General features: G+C 63.1%; 16 protein-coding genes. 7 read left to right on the plus strand and 9 right to left on the minus strand.

The features are described from left to right. The first annotated feature begins 3 nt into the window (after window positions 1-3). Genes HMPREF3176_RS07065 through HMPREF3176_RS07075 form a run of 3 tightly spaced genes read left to right on the plus strand, consistent with a single transcriptional unit; the run spans window position 4 to window position 2,008 of the window. Window positions 4-441: a hypothetical protein gene (locus tag HMPREF3176_RS07065; protein WP_070459149.1), complete on the plus strand. Its 438-nt coding sequence runs from the start codon at window positions 4-6 to the stop codon at window positions 439-441. After that, entirely contained in the window at window positions 438-1,688 is a 1,251-nt protein-coding gene (locus tag HMPREF3176_RS07070; RefSeq protein ID WP_034370817.1) for an FUSC family protein, read from the plus strand. Before HMPREF3176_RS07065 ends, HMPREF3176_RS07070 begins: the two co-directional genes overlap by 4 nt. After that, window positions 1,685-2,008, plus strand: coding sequence for a DUF2516 family protein (locus HMPREF3176_RS07075; protein ID WP_246826693.1), 324 nt, complete (start codon window positions 1,685-1,687; stop codon window positions 2,006-2,008). Before HMPREF3176_RS07070 ends, HMPREF3176_RS07075 begins: the two co-directional genes overlap by 4 nt. Here HMPREF3176_RS07075 and HMPREF3176_RS07080 read toward each other — a convergent pair. Further along, window positions 2,005-2,475 carry a MarR family winged helix-turn-helix transcriptional regulator gene (locus HMPREF3176_RS07080; protein ID WP_016663265.1) on the minus strand — a complete coding sequence of 157 codons (471 nt, stop codon included), beginning with the start codon at window positions 2,473-2,475 and terminating at the stop codon, window positions 2,005-2,007. The genes HMPREF3176_RS07075 and HMPREF3176_RS07080 overlap by 4 nt on opposite strands. Before the next feature lie 103 nt (window positions 2,476-2,578). Next, window positions 2,579-4,156 carry an MATE family efflux transporter gene (locus tag HMPREF3176_RS07085; protein ID WP_070459151.1) on the minus strand — a complete coding sequence of 526 codons (1,578 nt, stop codon included), beginning with the start codon at window positions 4,154-4,156 and terminating at the stop codon, window positions 2,579-2,581. A gap of 260 nt (window positions 4,157-4,416) precedes the next feature. Here HMPREF3176_RS07085 and HMPREF3176_RS07090 point away from each other — a divergent pair, with 260 nt between their 5' ends. Together HMPREF3176_RS07090 and HMPREF3176_RS07095 are read left to right on the plus strand one after the other, a co-directional pair. After that, window positions 4,417-4,977 (plus strand): YagU family protein, encoded by a 561-nt coding sequence (locus HMPREF3176_RS07090; protein WP_070459152.1) that lies wholly within the window; start codon window positions 4,417-4,419, stop codon window positions 4,975-4,977. Window positions 4,978-5,040: 63 nt separating this feature from the next. Next, window positions 5,041-5,442, plus strand: a complete 402-nt coding sequence (locus HMPREF3176_RS07095; RefSeq protein ID WP_061211543.1) for a YccF domain-containing protein — start codon at window positions 5,041-5,043, stop codon at window positions 5,440-5,442. Between the two features lie 82 nt (window positions 5,443-5,524). Here HMPREF3176_RS07095 and fbaA read toward each other — a convergent pair whose 3' ends face one another. Together fbaA and HMPREF3176_RS07105 are read right to left on the minus strand one after the other, a co-directional pair. Continuing rightward, entirely contained in the window at window positions 5,525-6,550 is a 1,026-nt protein-coding gene (gene fbaA, locus HMPREF3176_RS07100; protein ID WP_016663271.1) for a class II fructose-bisphosphate aldolase, read from the minus strand. Window positions 6,551-6,713: 163 nt separating this feature from the next. Further along, on the minus strand, window positions 6,714-8,723 hold the full coding sequence (locus HMPREF3176_RS07105; protein WP_070459154.1) for a sensor histidine kinase: 2,010 nt from the start codon (window positions 8,721-8,723) through the stop codon (window positions 6,714-6,716). Window positions 8,724-8,841: 118 nt separating this feature from the next. Between HMPREF3176_RS07105 and HMPREF3176_RS07110 the strand changes: the two genes are divergently transcribed. Continuing rightward, window positions 8,842-9,534 carry a response regulator gene (locus HMPREF3176_RS07110; protein WP_016663273.1) on the plus strand — a complete coding sequence of 231 codons (693 nt, stop codon included), beginning with the start codon at window positions 8,842-8,844 and terminating at the stop codon, window positions 9,532-9,534. Between the two features lie 7 nt (window positions 9,535-9,541). Here the strand turns inward: HMPREF3176_RS07110 and HMPREF3176_RS07115 are convergent, their stop codons facing one another. The 4 genes from HMPREF3176_RS07115 to HMPREF3176_RS07130 form a co-directional block, all read right to left on the minus strand. Further along, on the minus strand, window positions 9,542-10,612 hold the full coding sequence (locus HMPREF3176_RS07115) for an NAD(P)-dependent alcohol dehydrogenase (protein ID WP_070459155.1): 1,071 nt from the start codon (window positions 10,610-10,612) through the stop codon (window positions 9,542-9,544). A 106-nt stretch (window positions 10,613-10,718) separates the two neighbouring features. Further along, window positions 10,719-11,351, minus strand: coding sequence for a TrmH family RNA methyltransferase (locus HMPREF3176_RS07120; RefSeq protein ID WP_070459157.1), 633 nt, complete (start codon window positions 11,349-11,351; stop codon window positions 10,719-10,721). Next, window positions 11,351-11,995: a DedA family protein gene (locus tag HMPREF3176_RS07125; protein ID WP_016663276.1), complete on the minus strand. Its 645-nt coding sequence runs from the start codon at window positions 11,993-11,995 to the stop codon at window positions 11,351-11,353. Before HMPREF3176_RS07125 ends, HMPREF3176_RS07120 begins: the two co-directional genes overlap by 1 nt. Window positions 11,996-12,073: 78 nt before the next feature. Continuing rightward, a complete protein-coding gene (locus tag HMPREF3176_RS07130) occupies window positions 12,074-13,999 on the minus strand; it encodes an AMP-dependent synthetase/ligase (protein ID WP_070459158.1) in 1,926 nt (641 codons plus the stop codon). Between the two features lie 144 nt (window positions 14,000-14,143). On the opposite strand from HMPREF3176_RS07130, the gene HMPREF3176_RS07135 reads away from it, so the two are divergent. Then, window positions 14,144-15,058: a KPN_02809 family neutral zinc metallopeptidase gene (locus tag HMPREF3176_RS07135; protein WP_016663278.1), complete on the plus strand. Its 915-nt coding sequence runs from the start codon at window positions 14,144-14,146 to the stop codon at window positions 15,056-15,058. Between the two features lie 46 nt (window positions 15,059-15,104). On the opposite strand, the gene HMPREF3176_RS07140 is transcribed toward HMPREF3176_RS07135, so the two are convergent. After that, window positions 15,105-15,950 (minus strand): SDR family NAD(P)-dependent oxidoreductase, encoded by an 846-nt coding sequence (locus HMPREF3176_RS07140; protein WP_016663279.1) that lies wholly within the window; start codon window positions 15,948-15,950, stop codon window positions 15,105-15,107. Window positions 15,951-15,967: the final 17 nt, after the last annotated feature.

Consider the following 15,967-nt stretch of genomic DNA (forward strand, 5'->3'; position numbering starts at 1 on the left):
CACGTGGACGAGGAGTGGAAGTCCCGCAAAGCAGAGATCTTCGAGGTCCAGGAACGTAACTTGCGCCGAGCCGAGCGCGAGGAGCACGAGAAGGCCACGGCGATCATCCGCGACGGGATTGCACGCCTGCGCGATGCCGGGATCGAACCGCACCCCCTGCGAGCACTCCCCTACAAGGGCTCGCGTCCCGTGAAAACCACTCACGTCGGTTGGTACCTGAAGTCGGATCGCACGGTCGGGATCGATACCGACGGCAACTACTACATCCTTTCAGCCCCGGGCGACCTCCTCACGCGTCTCAAAGGGGCGACGCTCGAGCCAAAGAGCGCTCCTCTCATCGTGGGCCGCGGCGGTCGTGACGGGGAGTGGTTCGAGATCGATAAGCTTCTTGAGCTGCGCCTTCGCGAACCCGTCGCCCCCGCGAGGAGGGTGAAGGAGTGAAGGAGTCCCGGTATCGAAAATGGGCGCGCTCGGGTGCTAACCGCGCCCGCGACGGCGCCTGGCAGATTCTGCTTGCGGCATTCACTGCCTCGGCCGCCTTTTGGCTCTCGCAGCATCTGTGGGGCCACGTCGCGCCGTTCTACGCCGGCATCACCGCTTTCCTCATCATCGGGCTCACGCTCGAAACGAAAATCCGCAAAAGCATCGACATGAGCACGGGCGTGTTCACGGGGATCATCCTCGGCGAAATCGCCCGCCTCTTCATTGGCTCGGGCACATGGCAACTCTTCGTCACACTCCTCGTGTCGCTGATGTTCTCGCGCTTTATCAAGGCCAGCGTCATCTTCTCGATCCAGGTGGGAATCCAGTCGATGATCGTGCTGCTTTTGCCGCAAACCCCGACCATGACACCGCAGGGGCGAGCACTCGATGCGATTACGGGCATCTCGCTCGGGCTTGTCGTCCACATCGCGTTCTCACGCGACCCTCGCCGGGAGCAGCGAAAGGCTGCCGATAGTTTCTTTATCGAGCTCAAAGACACTCTCACGCAGCTCGCAGAGGCGGCGCGCATAGGCGACACGCGGCTCGCGACAAAGGCGCTCACGCACCTCAGGAACACATCGCAGCTTCACACCGATGCCTGGACCCTCGCGAACGAAACGGCTAATGAGCTCACGAGTTACTCGCCGACCCTCCACCGCCATCACGAGCACGTCAACCGCGTGCAGCACCTGCTTGTGGGAAGCGACCGCGCCATGCGCAACGCCCGCGTGATCGCGCGACGAGAGGCCGAATTCTTGCGTGTCACGCAGCCCCACACGTTTCCAAATCTGGCCGAGGCCTTCACCGCGGCAGTCGACGCCATCGACGAGATCCAGGCCGGTGTCGACACGGAGGCGGACTTCACGAAGGCTCGGCGCAAGCTTCGCCTCTTTTGCGCGCATCTCACTCCCGAAACTCTGCTCGCTACGGCGGAGGGGACCGTCGGGCGCCTCGGCCATTTTGAGGGGATCTCCCTCGTCATTCAGCTGCGTGCCCTCGCGGTCGATCTCCTCGAGGCGACCGGCCTTCCGAGCTCTGACGCGCGCCGCTTCCTGCCGTCCCTCATCGTCGTCGCCGACGCGGATATCGTGGGCCCGCGCCCCATTACGCGCGAAATGAAGGCGGTTGAGCCTCCCGCCTCGACCGAAGCGCTCGAGCTTCTCATCACCGACCGCACCGATCCCGACCGTAGAATGAATCCGTGATTACCTACACCATCGCGTACTACCTGTCGCTCGCCCTCGCCATCGCTTTTGTGGCGATCGAGGCGTGGGCACTCGTGAATGCCCTGCGTTTCCCAGCGAGGGCTTACGACGCAGCTTTTAAGCGGACGAAGACGTTCTGGGCGCTCATGACCGCTGGCGCGCTCGTGATCGGTGTCGTCACAGGATCCGGGCGCGGCGTGGGGCCTTTCACGATCATGCTTCAGATCATCGGTTTCGTCATGGCAGGCGTATTCCTTGCCGATGTTCTTCCCGCGTTGCGCCAGGTCATGGGTAACGCGCAGGGGCGAGGCTCGCGCTAGGCCCCTTCCTCTTCGGCGTCCTCGCCCGTCATCGTGGCGCGCACCCGCTCACCCATCGCACGCACGAGGGCGCGGGCGTCCTCAACGTCATCGGCAGCGAGCGTTCCCGAGTAGTACTGTTCCCATGCCTCGTGCATAGCTGCGACGGCTCGCTCGCCCTTTTCGGTGATGAACAGGTGGTTGGAGCGGCGATCAACCATGTCTGGCACGCGGCCGACGAGCCCGTTGCTCTCGAGGTCGCGGATCGCGGCGCTCGCGTTTGATGGCCGCAGGATGATGTCTTCGGCCACCTTTCCCGGCGTAATACCCGGGGTCCGGCCGATATGTCGAAGGATCATCGCTTCGACCGTTGAGAGCCCTCGCATGCCAGGAATGTCAACGTCGAGAGCCTGGATTCGGCGCGAAATAAGCAGCATCTCGTCGATGATCTCGACGAGCGGTGTCAATGTGCGGCCTTGTGCGGACACGGTGAACCTTCCTGCTCGGCAGCGGGCACTCTTCCCGCGCGGGGCACAGGCAAGTATGCACCATCAAACCTGGCAGAAACTCACTCTTGCGTCACTCGTGGTTCTACCGCTGTTCATCCTCCGGATTCTCGGATGCGGATTGGTCGTCCGTGAGGACATAGGTCTCGTCAAGAGCGGGGAACTGACCGGTTTCACCGCGGTCACGGACGATCGGGATCGGGCCCGTGCGCACGTCCTCGAAGCTTTCGCCCTGAAGGATCGTCGGGTCGGCCACGACGCCTTTCTCGGCGAGCAACGGCGCGGAGAGAACCTCAATCTCTTCGGTGCGCGGCCCTGAGCGGTAGGTGCGTTCATCAAGCTTTCGGCTAATGACAATGTAGGAGGGAATGAGCAGCGCGATCGACCCGATCCATGCGAGCGGCGCGCCCCACGCAACACCGATGAAGCCAAAAAGAGCGCCGAGCACAACGGCGGTGAAGACGCGCATGACGAGCTCGGCGATGCCCGAGTAGAACGGAGGCTTCATATGACCGAGTCCCTGAAGCGCGCCGCGCACCACGAACAGCACTCCAAGGGTCCAATAGGCCACGGAGTAGATCTTGAGGGCGTCATGGGCAAGGTTGAGCACCACGGGCTGTTCATTCCCGATGAAGAGCTCGACGAACACTGCGCCGAGGAGGAACAGGGCAAGGCCGATCGCGATCGACACGATGATGCTCACGACGAGCGATTGCCGCACACCGTGCTTGACGCGATCGATCTGGCGCGCACCGTAGTTCTGCGCGACGAAGGTCGAGGTTGCGAGCCCGAGGGACGCGAGGAAGGTGACGGCGATGCCATCGACCCTTCCTGCCGCGGTGAAAGCAGCGACCGCGTTGGGACCGAGGTCGTTGAGGCGCACCTGGACGGCGATCGTGCCGATCGCAATCACCGAGGTCTGGAAGCCGAGCGGAAGGCCCAGGTTCAAATGCTCTCGCAGCTCAGGCATCGTCACTTTCCAGTCGTCGAGGCTCATGTGCAGCACGGGGATGCGCCACCGCACCCAGGTGACGCAGAGAAGCACCGATGTGAGCTGCGAGACCGCCGTGGCGAACGCCGCGCCGGCAATACCCCAGTCGAGCACCGCCACAAAGACGATCACGAGGGCGACGTTGAGAAGGCACGCAATCGCGAGAAACACGAGAGGTGTGCGCGAGTCCCCCACCGCGCGGATAATCGCCGCGAGGAAGTTGAAGAACACGAGCGTGAACATGAACAGAAAGCTCCAGAACCCAAACGTCGCGGCGTCCTCGATGAGCTCTGGCGGGGTTTTCATGAGCTGAAGCAGCGGGCGAATGAAAATAGTGCCGACGAGCGTCATGAGGAGGCTCGTGGCGCCAGAGAGAATCGCTCCGGCCGCGACCGAACGCCTGAGCCCCTTGATGTCGTTCGCGCCGAACGCTTGCGCGACGGGGATCGCGAAACCACTCGTCATGCCCCACGCAAACCCCGTGATGAGGAACAGAAGACTCATGCTCGCACCCACCGAGGCAAGAGCGAGGACCCCGAGGTGGCGGCCGACGACCATCGCATCGACGAACTGGTAGAGCTGCTGCACGACGTTGCCGATCAAAAGCGGCACCGAGAAGAGCACGATCGCTTTCCACGGCGTTCCTCTCAAGAGGCCCTGCGACTGTGACACGCGTGCTCCGCCTTCCTCGCCCTCCGGATCGCTGAAAACGGATCTAGTCTAGTCGCGCGGGCTCTCGATGCGAGGGCGAAGGGCGCTTCCCCCACATTGTGAGACCGCTTCCGTGGCTGATCCGCGGAGGTTCACGGCGTGCGGACTTTCGACCTCCCTACCGGGCGCATGGGTGGCTAGGGTAAAGGGCGCGCGCCCAGGGTGCGCTTTTGAGTCCGACGGTGGCCTGGCAACCGTCGGGCCACATTCGAAAGGCAATCATGGCACTTCCTTCGACCACAGATCCTTCTCGCCGCCGCTACGCGACCGCCCTCCTCGTGGGCCTCATCGGCGGCCTGTTCTCCGCAATCGTGAAGTTTGGCTGGGAGGTGCCTTTCCCTCCGCGCACACCCGAGCGCAACGCCACCAACCCGCCGCAGCAGCTCCTACAGCAACTGGGACTCAGCGAGGACTTCACCCACACGCTCGTTCATTTCAATGGCAATGGCCTGCCAATCATGAGTTTCATCGTCCACTTCAGCTTTGCGATTGTCTTCGCGGTTCTCTATTGCGTTGTTGCCGAGCGTTTCCCCAAGATCACTCTGTGGCAGGGTGCAGCGTTCGGCATCGTCATCCACGTCGTTTTCCACGTTCTGCTCATGCCTGCACTCGGCACGGTGCCCGCGCCGTGGGATCAGCCGTGGCAGGAGCACGTGAGCGAGTTCTTCGGCCACATCATCTGGATGTGGAGTATTGAAATCGTGCGTCGCGACCTTCGCAATCGTTTCACTCACGAGCCGGATCCGTGGGTTGCGCTCGAGGCTACGGACGGCGCTCGCTAATGCCGTAGCGCTCTGGCCCGGACGGCCCTCGCACTCTTCCTTTTCGGGGAGTACGTTGGTGGTATGCGCACCATCATCAACGTCATTCTCAACATCATTTGGGTTATTACCGCCGGCCTTTGGCTGTGGCTCGGATACATCCTCGCGGGCATCATCGCGTGCATCTTCATCGTCACGATTCCGTTTGGCGTGGCGAGCTTCCGCATCGCGAATTACGTGATCTTCCCGTTCGGTCGCGAAGCCGTGCAGGTGCGGCCCCTTGGCGCGGTGGGAACCCTCGGCAACGTCGTGTGGTTCCTCATCGCGGGCCTGTGGCTTGCGGCAGGCCATGTCGCGACCGCGCTTGCACAGGCCGTGACGATCATCGGCCTTCCGCTCGCGTGGGCAAACCTCAAGCTCATCCCCATCACCTGCTTCCCCTTCGGCAAGGAGATCGTCACGACTGGCGACTCACGCGTGATCTGAGCACCCGCCTTTAAACACCTGGGATACGAAAGCGCCCCTCCCGCGATTCGGGGAGGGGCGCTTTCGCTACCTCAGGCGAGGATCACATCTTGTGACCAGCCGAGCGGAGGTTCTCACACGCCTCGACGACGCGCTTTGCCATGCCGGCCTCGGCCTTCTTGCCCCACGAACGCGGGTCGTACATCTTCTTGTTGCCGACCTCGCCATCGATCTTGAGGACGCCCTCGTAGTTCTCGAGCATGTGGCCCGCAACGGGGCGCGAGAAGGCGTACTGGGTGTCGGTGTCAACGTTCATCTTGATGACGCCGTTGTCGACAGCTTCCTGGATCTCTTCGAGGGTCGAGCCCGAGCCACCGTGCATCACGAGGTCGAACGGCATGTCCTTGCCGTACTTCTCGCCAACGGCCTTCTGGATGTCGAGGAGGATCGACGGGGTGAGGCGAACGTTGCCCGGCTTGTACACGCCGTGCACGTTACCGAAGGTGAGGGCGGTGATGTAGCGGCCGTTTTCGCCGAGGCCGAGGGCTTCAGCGGTCTTGAGGCCGTCTTCAGGGGTCGAGAAGAGCTTCGACTCGTCGACGTCCGCCGAGTAGCCGTCTTCCTCGCCGCCGACGACGCCAACCTCGATCTCGAGGATCTTCTTCGCTTCCACGGTCTTCTCGAGGAGGCGCTTGGCGATCTCAAGGTTCTCGTCGACCGGAACGGCCGAGCCGTCCCACATGTGGGAGGTGAACAGCGGGTTCAGGCCCTTGTTGACGCGCTCGTTGAGGTCCCATTCAATGAGGGGCTCAACCCAGGTGGGAAGGTTTTCCTTCGCGCAGTGGTCGGTGTGAACGCCAACCGTGATGTTGTAGTCCTCGGCAACCTCGTGGATGAACTTCGCAAGAGCGATCGAGCCGCGAACGCGGTTCTTCACGGTCGAACCGGAGAGGTACTCGGCGCCGCCGACGGACACCTGAATGATGCCGTCAGACTCGGCTTCGACGAAGCCCTGGAGTGCGGCAATCGCAGTCTGCGAGCTCGACACGTTGATCGCGGGGTAGGCGAACTTGCCTTCCTTCGCGCGGTCGATCATTTCGTTGAACTGTTCCGGGGTTGCAACAGGCATGTGTGCTCCTTCGAGTGGGGATCGCGGGCACCCGTGTACCTCGCAGATCCACGTTGCGTTTGCCCTTTCATTCTTCCACACGTCGTTCGGGACGCTCGGGGACGGGCCACTCCCAGCACAAAACGTGAGATCTGGGACACACGAGTGGTCACTGGCGCGTGGGCTATCCGACGGGTGCCCACGTTCCGGCGTGCGGAATTCGCACGATGAGGCTGTAGGAACCGTCGGCATGCGCCCCCGCATTCACGGTGCCGCCGAGCGCGTTGGCCCTCTCGCGAACGCCGCGCAGCCCCATTCCGGAGCCGGGCGCAGGCTCGAAGTCCTCGGGCGGTGCGGTATTGACGACGTCGATGCCGGTGACATGTTCACTCGTCATGAGCGTGATGTGAATGTCGCTTCCGGGTGCGTGCCTGAGCGCGTTGGCGAGTCCCTCCTGGGCGGCGCGGTAAAGGGCGAGTCCGACGGTTGCGGGGACTGCGGGGATGCCCGCCTCTGGCACGGTGAGGCTCACGTGGGCGCCGGCATCGCGCGAGCGTTGCACGAGCGCGGGGAGATCCTTGAGCTCGGGCTGCGGGGCCCTCGCGGCATCCTCTTCGCTACCGGTTCCGCGCAGCATCGTGAGGAGGGCACGCATTTCTTGAAGGGCGTTGCGAGAAGTCGCAGCGATCGAGGCGAATTCGGCGCGTGTCGCCTCGTCGAGTTGTGATTCTGCGAGGCGGTAGGGAGCGGTCTGCGCTTGGACGCTGATGACCGACATCGAGTGGGCGACCACGTCGTGCATTTCGCGCGCGATGCGGGCTCTCTCGCTGAGCTCGGCGCTTTCGGCGAAGGCGCGCTCTTGGCGCTCTTCGGCATCGCGGCGTGCCGCCCGCTCACGCGAGACGTCGCGAGCTGAATCGGCGAGCCAGCGAAGCCCGTATCCGAAGGCCGCCGCGACGATCCACATGACGAGCATGACGCCCAAAATGAGGAAGCTCCACTGGATGAAGTCCACGGAGGTGGAGGCACGCCCGTGCGTCACCACGCACCTCGCAATCGTTCCCGTCAGCGCGATCACGCTAAAGGCGCCGAACACTCCGGTGCTGTGCTTGACGTTCCGGTGAAGGCTCAGGGTGAAGAGGGCGAGCCCGGCGAGTAGAACCGGAACCTCCGTGCCGGGCATGACCACCTGGCCATTGAACTTCACGATGGTGAGCGTGATGATCCCGCCGTAGGACACCACAAACGAGACGCATGCGAGCACGGAGCCGAGCTTCGGCCGCCGCACGAGGAAGATAAACGCGAGCGTCCAGGTGAGCGCGAGCAAAGAAAAGGACAGCCCCGCGACCGGGATCGTGAACAGGCCGAAGGGAAGGTACCGCGGCACGATGTGCTCCCACAGGGCACCGTCACCCGAAATGGCGATGCGCATCGGCGCGATGACCGCGATCACCGCAGTCGCCCATCCCTTGAAGCTGATCGTCGCGAAGGAGTCCCCCTCGAGAATCTCGCGCACGAGGCCGTTCTCAAGACGCGCGGCAATGTGCACGGTGAAGGGAAACAGGGCGAGGAGCACGAGGCCAAGGCCTACATAGAGTGCTGAGTCAACTAAGGCGAGTGTGCGCGCGTATGGCTCGAGGCCCACGGTTGGGTTGAACCTATGCACAACAAAACTGGCCATTCCCGACTCGTACGTGAAATCGATGAGCGTGACGAACGGGAAGAATAGACCGCAAAGAAGCGTGAAAATAGCCTGGGCACCCAGGACCATCGCGGCAGTCACGCGCACGGTGTTAAGAACGAGGGCCTCGCTGATGAAGTCGAGCCACAGTCGCAGGTTTCCGAGGAGACGGAAGTACTCGGCGAACGAGTGGAACTCGGGGACTTTCGTGCGGGGGCGAAGTGCCTTCTCACCGCTCCACACATTGGAGCGGACTCTCGTGAGGTCAGCAGCGAAGCCGCCCGCGAGCAGGATGCCCGGCAAGAACAGAAGACCGATGAGGAGGAAGGCAAGCGCAAAGACGCTGAGAAAGCCGAGTGTAAAGAGCGCGCCACCCACGAGAAGGCCAAGCACGAGACTTGGGAACACGTAGAGGAAGTCGCGTCCCAGTTGCTTAGCGTGCGCTTTGAGCGGCGCTTTCGACCACGGCGCGACCGTGTGCGCGCCGGGCGCGTTCTCTCCCACTTCTGCCATGGGTTAACCGTAGAGGCCCCGACAGAACTCGGCATCACTCCCCGGTCTTGATCACGGCAATACTTATGGATGAGCCGTTATTCGCGTGAGGGCGCGCCCTGTGACCTAGGCTTAAGACATGAGCCAGAACTCCCCCATCCGCGTCATCATCGCTGACGACCAGCCCATGGTGCGCGCCGGCTTCGAGGCACTCCTCGCAGCGCAAGCAGACATCGACGTCGTCGCCACCGCCGCCGACGGCCGCGAAGCCATCGACGCCGCGCTCAAGAATCGGCCCGACATCATCCTCATGGACATCCGCATGCCGAACCTCGACGGGCTCGCCGCGATGGAGGAAATCTTCCGCGCTGGCCTCGATCCCGCGCCGCGCATCATCATCCTCACCACATTCGACGCCGACGACTACGTGTTCACGGCCCTCAAGGGAGGCGCGAGCGGTTTCTTGCTCAAGGACGCCGAAGTCGAGGAACTCGTCGATGCCGTGCGGAAGGTCTACCGCGGTGGGGCCCTCCTCTCCCCCTCCATCACGCGGAAAGTCATTGAAGATTTTGGGGCACTTTCGCGCAGCCAGCGTCGGACCGATCCCGCCCTCACCAAGGCCATCGCTGCCCTCACGGATCGCGAGCGCGAGGTCGCGAAACTCATCGCGAAAGGGTTCTCTAATGCCGAAGTGGGCTCCACGATGTTTCTCGCGGAGCCCACCGTGAAAACCCACGTGTCCCACATCCTGCAAAAACTATGCCTCCGCGACCGCACGCAGATCGTCGTGGCGGCCTACGAGTCGGGACTCGTGGAAATCGGCGAAGACTGAGCGGGGCTCAGGCCTCCTCAACCTCTGCGTCGTCGAACGTCGAGGTATCGATGACGAAACGGAAGTGCACATCCCCCTTGACGACGCGATCGTAGGCCGCATCAGCGTCGTTCACGCCGATGACCTCGATCTTCGCGCCGATGTTGTGCTCTCCACAGAAGTCGAGCATCTCCTGGGTCTCGGGGAGCCCACCAATGTTCGAGCCTGCGAGGACCTTGCGGCCGCCCGTGAGGGCACGGCTGGGGATCGGCATGCCCTCGGGAGGAAGACCGACGAGCACCATTTTTCCGCCCGGCTTGAGCAGATCCATGAAGCCCGGGAGGTCGAACTCGGCGCTGATCGTGTTGAGGATGAAATCGAACTTGCCCTTGTGGGTCTCGAAGAAGTTCTCGTCCTCCCCGGTGGCGAGGAGTTCCTTCGCGCCAAGCGCGAGGGCGTCCTCTTCCTTTTTACGCGAGCGAGAAATGACGCTCACCTCGGCGCCCTTCGCCGCGGCAATCTGCACGCCCATGTGGCCGAGCCCGCCGAGACCCGCGACCGCGACCTTCTGTCCTTCGCCTACCTCCCACGTCGCGAGTGGTGAGTACGTCGTGATACCTGCGCACAGAAGCGGTGCGGCCACATCAAAGTCGAGTGAGTCGGGAATGCGGCACACGAAACGCTCGCGCACGGTGACCTTTTGCGAGTAGCCGCCCTGAGTGACCGTTCCATCTTCATCGATCGCGTTGTAGGTGCCGATCGCGCCGTTCAGGCAGTTGTTCTCGAAACCCTTGTTGCACTGCTCGCACTCGCCACACGACCCGACGAGGCAGCCGACACCAACGCGGTCGCCGACCTTGTACTTCGTGACGTCGGGGCCGACGGCCTCGACCACTCCCGCGATCTCGTGGCCCACGGCGAGTGGGAACTTCGCGGGCCCCCATTCATTGCGAATCGTGTGGATATCGCTGTGGCACACGCCGGCGGCCTTAATGTCGATGAGGACGTCGGTCCCCTGTGGCTCACGACGCTCGATGGCGACGACCTTGAAGGGCTGATCCGGGCCGGTTTTTTGCAGGGCTTTCACGGTAATGCTCATGGTGTGCTCCTAACCATGGATCGGGTGTTCAGCGGTTTGCGCCGTTGCCCTTTCACCCTACTTCCCAGGTCAGAAACATCTCTGACGGGCCTCGTCGCTCCCGCAGCTACAGCGTGAGTTCGCGCGGAATCTCGACGTGCTGACTCACCCACGTGTGCATGACGATCGCGGCGGCGTGCCCGACGTTGATCGAGCGCGTGCTGCCGAACTGAGAAATCGCGACCGTGAGCGCAGCCGCATCGATAAGCGGCTTCGACACTCCCCCGCCTTCTTCGCCGAACACGAGCACGGCGTTTTTCGGCAAGCGCGTGTGTTCGAGAGGGACGGCGCCGGGGACGATATCGACCGCGACGACCGCGCGATCGTTGTCGCGAGCCCACTGAAGGAAGTCTTCGGGCCTCGCGTGGTGAAACTCGTGCTGGTATCGATCCGTGACCATCGCTCCGCGTCGATTCCACCGCTTCTTTCCAACGATGTGGAAGGCTGCGACCCCGAACGCGTTCGCGGTGCGCACGATCGAGCCGATATTGAAGTCGTGGTCGATGTTCTCGATCGCGACGTGCAGGCCGTTGCGGTAGTGGGCGTCGAGGTCCGCGATAATCGCTTCGCGGCGCCAGTACCGGTATCGGTCGGGAACGTTCCGACGGTCGCCTGCTTCAAGCAGTGCCGGATCGTAGTGAGGTTCCTTCGGCCAGTCCCCCTGCCAGGGCCCCACGCCGACTTCGCGCTCGCCAGACATTATTTGACGGCGTCGTCTGGGTCGGGAAGGCCGAGGCTCTTGCGGCGGCGCTCACGGCGAACGAGCTTCACGAAGAAGTAGAGCACCACGAGGATGACGAGCACGTAGCAGACCTTCGAGAAGATGTCCGTGTAAGGCTCGATCACGTGCCATTGCGTGCCAAGGAAGTAGCCGAACGCGAGGAAGATCGAGTTCCATATCGCGCTTCCCAGGGCCGTCAGCAATGTGAACATGGGGAGTTTCATCGCAAACATGCCCGCGGGAATCGAGATGAGCGAGCGGATGCCCGGAATGAAACGCCCGAAGAAAACGCCCTGCATCCCGTGCTTGTCGACCCAGGTGTTCGTCTTTTCGTAATCCTCGACGTTGATAAGCGGGAGCTTGATGAACAGGGCGCGCGTGCGCTCGGGACCGAGAATTCGCCCGAGTCCGTAAAGGATGTAGGCGCCCAGCGTCGAGCCGATCACCGACCAGATCAGCAACACCCAGAACGAGTGTTCGCCCGTTCCCGCGGTTACGCCCGCAAGCGGAAGGATCACTTCCGAGGGGATCGGCGGAAACACGCATTCGAGCAGCAGCAGGAGCATCACGCCGAAGCCCCCCATCGAGCTCATGATGCTGATCGCCCATTCAACAACGTTCACGGAAAAACCCTTCTTTTCGTGCGCGGGCCGAAGCGCATGTTCGGCCGTCCAAGTGTACGTACTACCCCTTAGCTGGCACTACTCACCAGGGGAATCACTCTTTTCCGGCTTGTCCGCCCTTTTCGCCTTGATCTCCGAGGCCTTTTCGACGATCTCACGCTTCACGATCTCGTGAATCGACGCCTTCGGCGCCTTCTCATAAAGCTCCTCGATCGCCGCTTTCGCCTTCTCGAGGAAGGCCGCGCGACGCAGTTTGAGCGAAGGCGTCACTAGGTTCGGGTCCGCGAGATTCGCCCGCACGAGCGCAAACTTCTTGATGCGCTCCGTGCGCGACACATCGAGGTTCGCGTTCTCGAGATAGGGCAGGATTTCCGCGATGAGCTTGGGATTTTCAATGATCTCGATGTCGTCACCCAAGACCTCGCCGTCCTCCGTGTGCTCGATGAGAAGCGCCGTGAGGTAGGGACGATCATCGCCGACGGCGACCGCGTACGCCACGCTCGGATGCTGTTCGACGGCGCCCTCCCAGCCGGCGGGCTCGATCGTCTTACCGCCGGAGGTCACGATGACATCCTTCGAGCGTCCGCTCAGCGTGAGGCGGCCGGAACTATCGAGACTTCCCAGATCACCGGTGCGCAAGAAACCATCGGAATATGCCGCCGCCGTGTGCTCGGGATTGCGGTATCCAGGCGAGACCCCGGGCCCCTTCGCAAGCACCTCACCTTCCTCGCTGATGCGGATCGTCGTGCCGGGAACGGGGACACCCACGCTGCCCGCCGTAAGATCACCTGGGCGGTTCGCGGCGATCGGGGCGGTCGTCTCCGTGAGGCCATACCCCTCGATGATCGGGATACCGAAGCCGCGAAAAGCGAGCGCAAGCGAGGGGTGAAGTTTCGCGCCGCCGCACAGGATGTACTGAATGTTCCCACCCAAAAGCGTGCGAATGGTTCGATAGAAGACGCGCTCGTAAAGCGCACGCTTCGCCGCGAGGCGGAACGGAAGCTTCGGCCGTTCCCTCTCGTGAAAACCTTCCCCAATCATGCCGATCCGCACGGCTGTTTCACGCGCGTCCTTCCACAGGCGCCCCACATGCTTTTTATCGGCCTGCGCGGCGACCGCGTTAAGGATTTTTTCGAGCACGCGCGGAACGACCATGACGAACGTCGGGCGGATCTCCGCGAAGGTGGGGATGACGCGTGACGTATCAGAGAGGTGGGCGACGCGCATCCCGAGCGCAAGGCAAATGAGTTGCACGCCGCGCGCGAGCACGTGCGAAAGCGGGAGAAAAAGGATCGTTGACCCGTGCTCGTTGAGCACCTCCCCGTGGGAGACGCCAATGTTTTGCAGCTGCGCCACGAAATTGCCATGCGTGAGCTGCACGCCCTTCGGGTCGCTCGTCGTTCCCGACGTGTAGACGATCGTGGCGACGTCCTCGAGAGTGCGGGAGGTGCGCGCACGCTCAAGATCAGCCTCGCTCACCCGTGTTTCGGGGTCGCGTGCCGCGAGCGCGCTCACGCATTCGTAGCCGCTCACTTCTTCCATCGTCCACACGCGATCCGCCCCGCCAAGGGCATGCGTGAGCGACTCGGCTTGCTGCGCGGTGCCGGCAATGGCGCGCGTAACCCCCGCGTCTTCGACGATCGCCTCCACCTGGGCCGGGGCGCTCGTATCGTAGATCGGCACGACGACCGCACCCGCCCACAGCGCAGCGACGTCGGCGAGTACCCATTCGTAGCGCGTGGGCCCCATGATCGAAATCGCGTCACCCGGCCTCACGCCTGCAGCGATGAAATGACGCGCCAGGGCGCGAGCGGAATCGAAGAACTCCCGCGTGGTCACGTCGCTCCACACGGTCGCTCCCGCAGCATCGGTGCCGGCAGGGACCTGGAAGGCGATGTGCTCGGGGGCCTCGGCATCCCGTTTCACGAAGAGGTCGGTGAGGCGCTCACTATCGTTCGACTCGACAAGCAGCGGGCTCGTGTATTCGCGCAAAGAGGTGGGCATAAACAGGTGCTTTCGCGTCGGATACGGAACCGCAGGCTACGGAACCGTAACCAGTCTAAAGGTTAGACGCTGAATCACATCGCCACGTCGCCTCCGGGTCGCAAACCCCGGGGAAAATCCGGCATGAAACGGTAGATTGGCGGCATGACCTTCAACCCCAATTCCGAGATCCGCTCCGACAACACCCGCCGCAGCTCCGGCGGCGGGGGCGGCATGCGCCGCGGAGGCGCAATCGCCCTCGGTGGCGGTGGCCTCGGCACGCTCGTCCTCGTGATCGTCTTGCTCTTCCTCGGAGTCGATCCGTCGATGCTGCTTGGTGGCGGCGCCGGCCCCGCCCCAAGTGCACAGCAGCCTCAGCAGGGCACCGTTCTCGAGGAATGCCAAACCGGCGCCGACGCAAACGACAACGACGACTGCCTCGTGCAGGCCACCGTCGAGTCCGCCGACTCCCTGTGGGAAGGCCAGGCTAAGAATGCCGGTTTCAAGTTTCAGGAACCACAGGCGGTTGTGTTCACCGACTCGGTTAACACGGGCTGCGGGCCCGCCACCTCTGCGACGGGCCCGTTCTATTGCCCCGCCGACTCCACGATCTACGTCGACACCTCGTTCTACCAGCAGCTCAGCTCGCGCTTCGGGGCGAGCAGCGGTCAGCTCGCGAAGGCCTACGTTGTCGCGCACGAATACGGTCATCACATTCAACGCCTCGACGGCACCATGAATGCAATCGATCGTTCGGGAACGGGCCCCGACTCGGATCAGGTGCGACTTGAGCTTCAGGCGGACTGCTACGCCGGCATGTGGGCTCACCACGCCGCGACAACGGTCGACGATAACGGCACGACGATGCTCGAACCCCTCACCGACAAGGACGTCGACGATGCGCTCAGCGCCGCGAGCGCCGTGGGCGACGACCACATTCAGGGCGAAGTGACGGGCGGGCAGGTCATGCCTGACACGTGGACGCACGGCTCCTCAGCGCAACGTCGCAACTGGTTCGTGAAGGGCTACAACGAGGGCACCTACAAGGCGTGCGACACGTTCGCGGTTGAGCAGCCGTAACAATCCCGGCGCCGTCGGGGCGTTTTCTCCGCCTTCAGGCGTGGGTTCAGTCCCGACGTTTGCGCAGCAATCGATCGAACATCGATCTGCGCGCTGCAGCCCGCTCGACCTTACGCATACGCGCCTTACTCATCGCATGCGCAATCGCCTCACTTTGGAGTGCACGCCTGAGCGCCCCCGGCGTCGCCCGCCCGAGCGCTTCGGGGTTGTAGGCCAGCGATGGCACCGAGACGACCTCTCCCGCCGCCACGTCTTTGAGGGCATGCTGCACGACGAACGGGGCCTTTAGCCACGTCACGCGCGGCGCGCCCTCCATGTTGACGGCGGCGTTGTGGTGGCTCTCGGTGTGCACGAAACCCGGGATCAGCACGGTCGCGCTCACGCCCGTTCCTTCGAGTTCCTGCGCGAGGTACTCCGTAAAAATAACGACCCAGCTCTTCGCCGCCGCCGAGAGGTTTGTCGCGGTGAATCCCGCCATCGACGAGACGTTGAGGATCGCCCCGGCGCCCTTACGTGTCATCGCCGTCGCCGCTGCGTGTGCAAGGATCAGGGTCGCGCGCACATCGAAATCGACCTCTTCGAGAAACTCCTCGATCTCTCCTTCAAGAAACGAGGCGCGCACCGAATGCCCGGTGTTATTGACGAGCAAACCAATGGGATCAACGGGGTCGAGCAGGCGGCGGGCCACGCGCTCCACATCGGCCTGGACCGAAATATCCGCCGGGAGAATGCTGACGCGAGTGCCAGACACCGCCTCAATCTGCGCGGCCACTGCCGCGAGGCGATCCTCGTTTCGCGCCACGAGCACGAGGTCGTGACCGCTGCCTGCGAGCTGCCACGCAAATTCGAGGCCGAGGCCGGAGGTTGAGCCGGTGATGAGCGCGAGAGTCATGCCTTAAGCGTATCCAC

The organism is Dermabacter sp. HMSC08H10 (assembly GCF_001807585.1).
GTDB classification, from domain to species: domain Bacteria; phylum Actinomycetota; class Actinomycetes; order Actinomycetales; family Dermabacteraceae; genus Dermabacter; species Dermabacter hominis.